The 1171-nt window shown below is 43.6% G+C and carries 1 protein-coding gene; it reads right to left on the reverse strand.

Annotation, left to right across the window (positions count from 1 at the left end; genetic code table 11):
• Positions 1 to 775: Rpn family recombination-promoting nuclease/putative transposase (locus ACED53_RS23460; RefSeq protein WP_371715327.1), on the reverse strand; the 775-nt coding region annotated here is incomplete at its 3' end.
• Between the last annotated feature and the right edge of the window lie 396 nt (positions 776 to 1171).

The raw sequence follows: 1171 nt of genomic DNA on the forward strand, positions 1-1171 counted from the left end.
GGCGGCCACGTTGCTCGCCTTGTTGGCGCAATTGTTCTGCAATAGTCATAAGTGTGTCCTCGTGTTTCGGTACTGATGAGGCTAGTGACGTAATTAACGCCTCTAGGTTGTTCGTTTCACCCACTTGGAGTAAGTAGCTCATCAATGACTGTACTTGCTTATCTGTAGTGTAATCGGTTAAGAGCAATGTGACCAGAGGCTCAAAGAAATCCATGATATCCCGATGCCTTGCGTGCTTTTGGACAAGCTCAAGCAATGCGATGCGGCGATGCTGCATTATCTCATCATCGGAGATGACCGTGACATCGACTAATGGAAAATCTTGAGTATAGAGCGCTTTAGCTATAAGAGGGTTAACGAACCCTTTTAACCAATTCATCTCATACGGGTAGGGCGAGACCTTACCATGGTAAAACTGCAACGGGATCACCAGAGGTAAGCGCTCATGGCCAGCTTCAATATGTTGCTGCATGGCGGCGATAGCGTAACGCATTAGTCTGAATGCCATGTGTTTATCTGGTCGACTCTGGTGCTCGATTAACGCGTAGACGTAACCTTCCCCCTGAGACGTTGTAAGAGAATAAAGGACATCCGAATAGTAAGGCCGTAAACTTTCTTCAATAAAGCTGCCTGATTCGAGTTTTAGGGTCGTCAAATCACAGATTTCACGCAGCTCAGCAGGCAGGTGAATATCCAATAAGTCCTTAGCGGTTTCTGGATGAGTGAGAAACTGCTTAAAGAGGGCATCATGTGGGGTTGGCGTGGTCTTTTTCATTTTATTATCCTAACACCAAATGAGTTAAATCAGTATCACGATAGGGATTCTGCGCTAGCTTAATTTCTGCTCACGCATCAATTTAGATTATTTAATGTGATTCCCAAGGGAGGTTGACGGGGGAGTGTAAAATGAGAGCAGAGTGCAACAATAGTTAGCCACGCCTAACATTAAGTAGGCTTTCTAACAAAACTCTATTAATCGATTAGGTTTGTAGTAGAAAGCCCCTCTCAATTAGGCCTTTTTCTACAGCGAGATTTATATGCTATAAACGCTGTAACAACAATGGTTAATTGACTAACATGTATCGCTCGGGGATGTTTTAAAGTCATCAAATTTTAAGATTAGGTTTTTTGGTGAAGTTTGTGTTTTGGGGAGTCACACTTGGAGTTCTGT

The sequence above is a fragment of the Vibrio sp. 1F169 genome (assembly GCF_041439605.1).
Taxonomy (GTDB): domain Bacteria; phylum Pseudomonadota; class Gammaproteobacteria; order Enterobacterales; family Vibrionaceae; genus Vibrio; species Vibrio tasmaniensis_A.